Below are 5,717 nucleotides of genomic sequence, written 5' to 3' on the forward strand. Positions count from 1 at the left end.
ATCTATACCCGGGAGTGGGCTGTGGAACCTGACATTGCGATGGACGAGGATTGCCTTTACCTAAACGTATGGACGCCAGCCAATCGTGCAGATGAAAAACTACCGGTCTATGTATGGTATTTTGGCGGAGGACTGCAGGTTGGCCATCCTTCCGAAATGGAGTTTGACGGCGAACGCATAGCTAGACGGGGCATCGTGGTGGTTACGATCAACTATCGTCTGAATGTCTTTGGGTTCTTGTCCCATCCCGACATTACGGCGGAAGCCCCCGAAGCTCCCGCTAACTTCGGCAATCTCGACCAGCAGGCGGCTACAAGGTGGGTCAAGAGCAATATTGAAGCTTTCGGCGGCGATCCTAATAAGATCACCATCGGAGGGCAGTCCGCCGGCGGTGGAAGCGTCATGAGCCAGCTTACTTCACCTCAGAATGAAGGGCTCTTTCAAAGGGCAATTATACAAAGCGGAATCTTTACGCCGTTATACCCGGGAAATCTTATGCCGCTTCTTCGGAGCAGCTTGGCAGAAGCGGAACAGGACGGTGTGAAGTTTTTTGAGTATCTCGGTATATCCTCGCTTGCAGAAGCCAGGCAGCTGGATGCGGTGTATCTCCGCGACAAGGCGGTGGAGTACCGTGGATTCTGGGGCACGGTCGCAGACCAAGTGTTTAGCTTGGGTAACCCGTTTGAATTGTTTCTTCAAAACAAGCGCTGGATGGTACCGGTAATGTTCGGTCATACGTCCACCGAGTTTTTCAGCGTTCCGCAAGTCGACACCATTGACGACTTCAAGCAAATGGCCATCGCTTTGTTTGGCAATGATGCCGAAACCTTTATGGAGCTTTGCAGCGTTCAGCCTGATCATCTCGAAGAGAGCAAGAAGAAGGCCTCGGTGAGCGGCATTGAATATGCCATTCGAATTGCTGCGCAAGGGAGCGCCGATGCTGGTGCCGATACCCCGCTGTATTATTATAATTTTGATGYTGAAATACCGGGTTGGGATAACCCTGGCACTTTTCACTCGGTGGACCTCTGGTTTTTCTTCGAGACGCTCGCTAAATGCTGGAGACCATTTGTAGGCAAACATTATGATTTGGCGCGCCAGATGTGCAATTACTGGGTGAATTTCATCCAGTCGGGAGACCCGAACGGACTAGATGCTACAGGAGAGGAATTGCCCCAATGGGAGCCCTATACACCCGAAGCCCCGTATGGGATGCTGTTCGCAGATCGGGCCGAGTTTTCTAAGGAGCAGCCTAGCGAAATTATGAAGTTTCTAGTGGAGCAATATTTCAAGAACAACAGGCTGAACCGCAGCGCCCTTTCATTCGGATGAACCGATTTTGACATAGTAGTCCGGGATGGAAATTATTCATTTACATGCTTTTGAAATTTTCTTGGCGAATACCCCGTTATTTGTTTGAATTGCCTGCAGAAGTGTTCCACATTATGATAACCGCTAAGAGTGGCTATTTCAGCAATGCTCTGATTGCTGTGAATTAAGTATTCTTTGGCCATTCGAATGCGGCTGTTGATGACATCATCCATGCAAGAGGTACCAAATGTCTTTTTATAAATATTCTGAAGATAGCCCGGACTGATACAGAGATAATCCGCCATTTTCGAAACCGTCCAATAATCGCCAGGATGGTTTTGAATGGCGATGCGAAGCTTCAATAAAGGATAATGCTGAGGCAAAATGTCAACTTGAAAGTAAGATTCTAATAGCTTGTTGAACAGCGTACGGAGTAAGCAGTCAATGGAGGATTTTTTGTAATCTCGATTAAAGTTGTGTTCAATGACGAGCAGTTCAAATAACTTGTAGCAGTAGTCCGGATCATTTAGAAAAAAGGGAACGCCTAACGGAAGCGAAGATTCCGTAAAGTAAGGTTCATTGGTTTCGAAGCGAATCCAGTCATTGACGAATTGATCCGCACAGGCTTGGTAATATACTTTTTGTTGCGGGCAATAGAGAATGGCGTTATGGGCGGGATATTCCTTTAATTCGCCATTGACCCAGAATTGTGCGGGAGTTTTGTTGATGACAAGGAGCCAGTGATTGCCAATGGGGACATCGATAACAAAATTTTTTTCGTGCGTAGTATTGCATTCTACATAATGAATATGGGTCATGAGCCCCTCCTTGTAATTAGATCTACTATATTAAGTAGAAGAAATTTATGGATTAATATTCAAATGCGTTACAACAACCAATAATATAAACCAATGGTAAAAGGTTGAATTGAAATTATGCCCTTTCGGCTTTCCGAGCGGAAGCGAAAGGGCTAATCAGGTTACATTCTCGTTAGTTGAAGCTTTGTTATAGTTGTCATTAACCTTTCACACCACCGACGACCATTCCTTTGACAAAATACTTCTGTAGAAACGGATAGACCATAATAATGGGCAAGCTGGCTACGATCGTCATCGTTGCGCGAACAGATGTTGGCGTAACCGTCGTTACATTGCCCTGGGCATTAGCAAAGGCATCGGCAGCCGAGCCGCCTGAGCTCGTTGTAGCGCTTGATGTAGACAATACCTTCATCAGTTCATACTGTAAGGTGCTTAGTTCTGGCCGGGAAGAGTTGTACAAAAACACATCAAACCAGGAGTTCCACTGGGATACCGCTACGAATAGAGACACCGTAGCAAGCGCCGGTATAGTAAGCGGGAGCACAATGCGCGTAAATGTGATAAAGTCTCCGGCGCCATCCATTTTGGCCGACTCCATAATGCCCTCCGGCAATCCTTCAATGAAGGAACGGATAACAATCATATTAAACACGCCGATAATGCCGGGGATAATGTATACCCAGAAGCTGTTCAACATCCCAAGCTCTTTGGTCAGCAGGTAGGTCGGAATCAAGCCGCCGCTGAAATACATCGTGAAAATAAAGATCATAGATACCATTTTTTTTAATGCATATTCAGGACGGCTAATGGTATAGGCCAGCATCGCCGTACAAAAGACGGAGATGATTGTCCCGATAATCGTCCGCGCCGCGGAGATAAAGGTCGCATAAAAAACATTGGATTCGTTGAACACATATTCAAAGTTTCTCAGCGTCCATTCACGTGGCCAAATATAAATGCTGCCTCGAATCGAATCATTCGCATCGTTAAACGACAAGGCAAACATGTTCAAGAAGGGATAAAGGGTCAAAATAACCAGAATAATCATAAAAATAATATTACAAACATCGAATATTTTATCGCCTATCGAAGAATTTCGAGCTGTTTTGGCTTGTTCCATAACCTTTGCCTCCTTTCATTTAGTACAATCTGCTTTCGCCCATTCGTTTGGCGAGGTTGTTGGCTGCGATGAGGAAGATGAAGCTGACCACGGTTTTAAACATCCCGGCGGCGGTCGCCAAGCCAAAGTTATTCATTTGCATCCCGTATTTCAAGACGAAGATATCCAGATTTTCCGAAAATTCAACATTGATACCATTGCCTAGCAAGTACTGCGCTTCGAACCCGGACTCCAGAAYATGGCCCAAATTCATAATGAGCAGGATGACAATGACCGGCTTCATGCCCGGAAGCGTAACATGCCACATCCGTTGAAGGCGCGAAGCACCATCCATTTCAGCCGCTTCATATTGAGTCGGATCAATCGTTGTAATAGCAGCCAAATAAATGATGGTATTCCAGCCTACATTTTTCCATACTTCCGTTACTCCGAGGATTCCCCAGAAATATTCACCAACTCCCAACCACAAAATAGGATGATCGATGAGCTGCAATCGGAGCATTAATACATTGACGATACCCTCTGGCGCGAGTGCTGTTTGCACAATATTTGCAGCGACTACCCATGAAATAAAATGCGGCAAGTAGCTAATCGTCTGCACCGTTCGCTTGAAATAAACCTTACGCAATTCATTTAGCAGCAGCGCCAGCACAATGGCCGTTGCAAATCCCAGTACCAGATTAATAGAGCTCATAACGAGCGTATTGCGCAGGACGAGATAAAACTGCTGTTCCTGAAACAAAGACTTGAAGTTATCTAAACCGATCCAGGTCTGGTCAAAAAGATCCTTTGCCAATTTGAATTTCTGAAAGGCAATCGTCCATCCCCAGAGCGGAATATATTTAAATAGGATAACCCAGAGGAGAAAAGGCAATGACATCAGCATTAGCATTTTCTGTTTGGATAATGTTTTGAATAAGGTTCTCAGGCGCGAATCGTCAGAAGTCGATCCTGCCAGCTGTACTGCATGTTTCTTCACCCGATCCGTCTCCCTTCCGGCTAAAACTGTCTCTCTTGAGCAAGCTTAGAAGGGAAAAGTGAAGTGGCTTCACTTTTCCCGGTTCATTATTATCATTCAGATCCTGCAGTCTACCAATTGCCTTCGATACGATCCTTTACTTTGGCGGTTACAAATTTTTCAAATCCAGCAGAACCTAGCTTATTAAATTCTGCGATGTATTCATTCCAAATGGACTCAAAGGCTGCCTCAGAAGCGAACACCATTTTTGGATAGTATTTCTGCTGTAGATCGCCTGCTTTCTGATTGAAGATTTGTTCAGGAGAGCCTTGTTCCTTCTCGATACTCCAGGCAGGGTACCAAGCTCGTTCTACCGGTTCGGAGTAAAAGCCGGAGAAGGTCTTCAGACCGTAGGCCTTTAGCAGGGCTAGATCGCCCTCCGTGTAATTGACCGCCGCAACCTCTGGCTGACTAGTAGGCACATGAGCGTTGCCGTCCTCGTACACCGAGTTGTTGCCATATCGCGGCCACTCATAATCGAAGTATGCCCAGCCGTATTTGCGTTTGAATTCATTGTCGTTGCGGTTGGCTACTTGCTCCTTGCTCATGACGAAACGGCCTTCTTCATTTACCGAATAGGTGACATCTTTCTCACCCCATTGAATGAGCTTCTGATTTTCTTCGGTCAATAGGTTATCCCAATATTTAATGATTCGTATCGGATCCTCAGCGCTCACGGTAATTCCGAGCCCTCGGTTGTTTACAAAGGAGGGAGGATCGATATAGGCATCTGTTATGCTTTCGTCAAAGACAATCGGTAGCGCCACATAACGTAGGTCGTCATTGCCTGCGGCTTTCAAATTGTTGGTAGCATCGCCAATTTGCCAAGCATAGTTGACATATCCCAGCACGCGGCCGGACGTAAGTTTAGCGAGGTACTGGTCTTTGTTAGCAGTAAAGGTTTCCGGGTCAAGCAAGCTTTTCCGGTTTACCGCGTTTAGTGAGGAAAGCCAGCGCTTCTCATATTCGCTAGCCATATAAAGCTTGGCTTCATGAGTTTGCATGTCAACCATGACGTTGCCGTCGTTTGGATATCCGGCTAGATGCATCGGCTGATTGGTGATGGTGAAAAACTCACCAGGCGTTCCTGCGAAAGTAAGGAAGCCAATCGTACCTTTTCCGTCTACCGTAGGGTATTTGGCTTGATACTTCTCGATCAGATCAAAATATTGATCAAGCGTTTTCACTTCCGGATAACCAAATTCTTTCAATACACGTCTTTGCATCCAAAATGTACTGGACGCGTCCGGCTCCATCAAATAACCGTTTACATTGGCCGTGAAAGGAAGAATATAGATGTTTCCATCCTCATTCGTAATCTTGTCCATATAATCGCCGTAGACACGCTTGATGTTAGGGCCATACTTCTCAATTAGATCGTTGAGCGGGATGAATGCGCCTGCATCCAGTAGCTTAGAAAGCTCGCCTACTGGAGAGATGACATCAGGAT

Annotated in this window: 5 protein-coding genes; 1 reads left to right on the plus strand and 4 read right to left on the minus strand. The window is 45.9% G+C overall.

The annotated features are described in order from the left end of the window. Positions 1–1,332, plus strand: a 1,332-nt coding sequence (locus AB4Z17_RS31550; RefSeq protein ID WP_441964233.1) for a carboxylesterase/lipase family protein, incomplete at its 5' end; no start/stop codon positions are given. 32 nt (positions 1,333–1,364) lie between these two features. Here AB4Z17_RS31550 and AB4Z17_RS31555 read toward each other — a convergent pair. The 4 genes from AB4Z17_RS31555 to AB4Z17_RS31570 form a co-directional block, all read right to left on the minus strand. Continuing rightward, positions 1,365–2,129, minus strand: a complete 765-nt coding sequence (locus tag AB4Z17_RS31555; protein WP_441910264.1) for a helix-turn-helix transcriptional regulator — start codon at positions 2,127–2,129, stop codon at positions 1,365–1,367. 199 nt (positions 2,130–2,328) lie between these two features. Continuing rightward, positions 2,329–3,249 (minus strand): carbohydrate ABC transporter permease, encoded by a 921-nt coding sequence (locus AB4Z17_RS31560; protein WP_441910263.1) that lies wholly within the window; start codon positions 3,247–3,249, stop codon positions 2,329–2,331. 19 nt (positions 3,250–3,268) lie between these two features. Next, positions 3,269–4,177: an ABC transporter permease gene (locus tag AB4Z17_RS31565; RefSeq protein ID WP_441964237.1), complete on the minus strand. Its 909-nt coding sequence runs from the start codon at positions 4,175–4,177 to the stop codon at positions 3,269–3,271. A gap of 161 nt (positions 4,178–4,338) precedes the next feature. After that, positions 4,339–5,717: extracellular solute-binding protein (locus tag AB4Z17_RS31570; RefSeq protein ID WP_441964235.1), on the minus strand; the 1,379-nt coding region annotated here is incomplete at its 5' end.

Source organism: Paenibacillus sp. TAF43_2, assembly GCF_052113545.1.
GTDB lineage: Bacteria > Bacillota > Bacilli > Paenibacillales > Paenibacillaceae > Pristimantibacillus.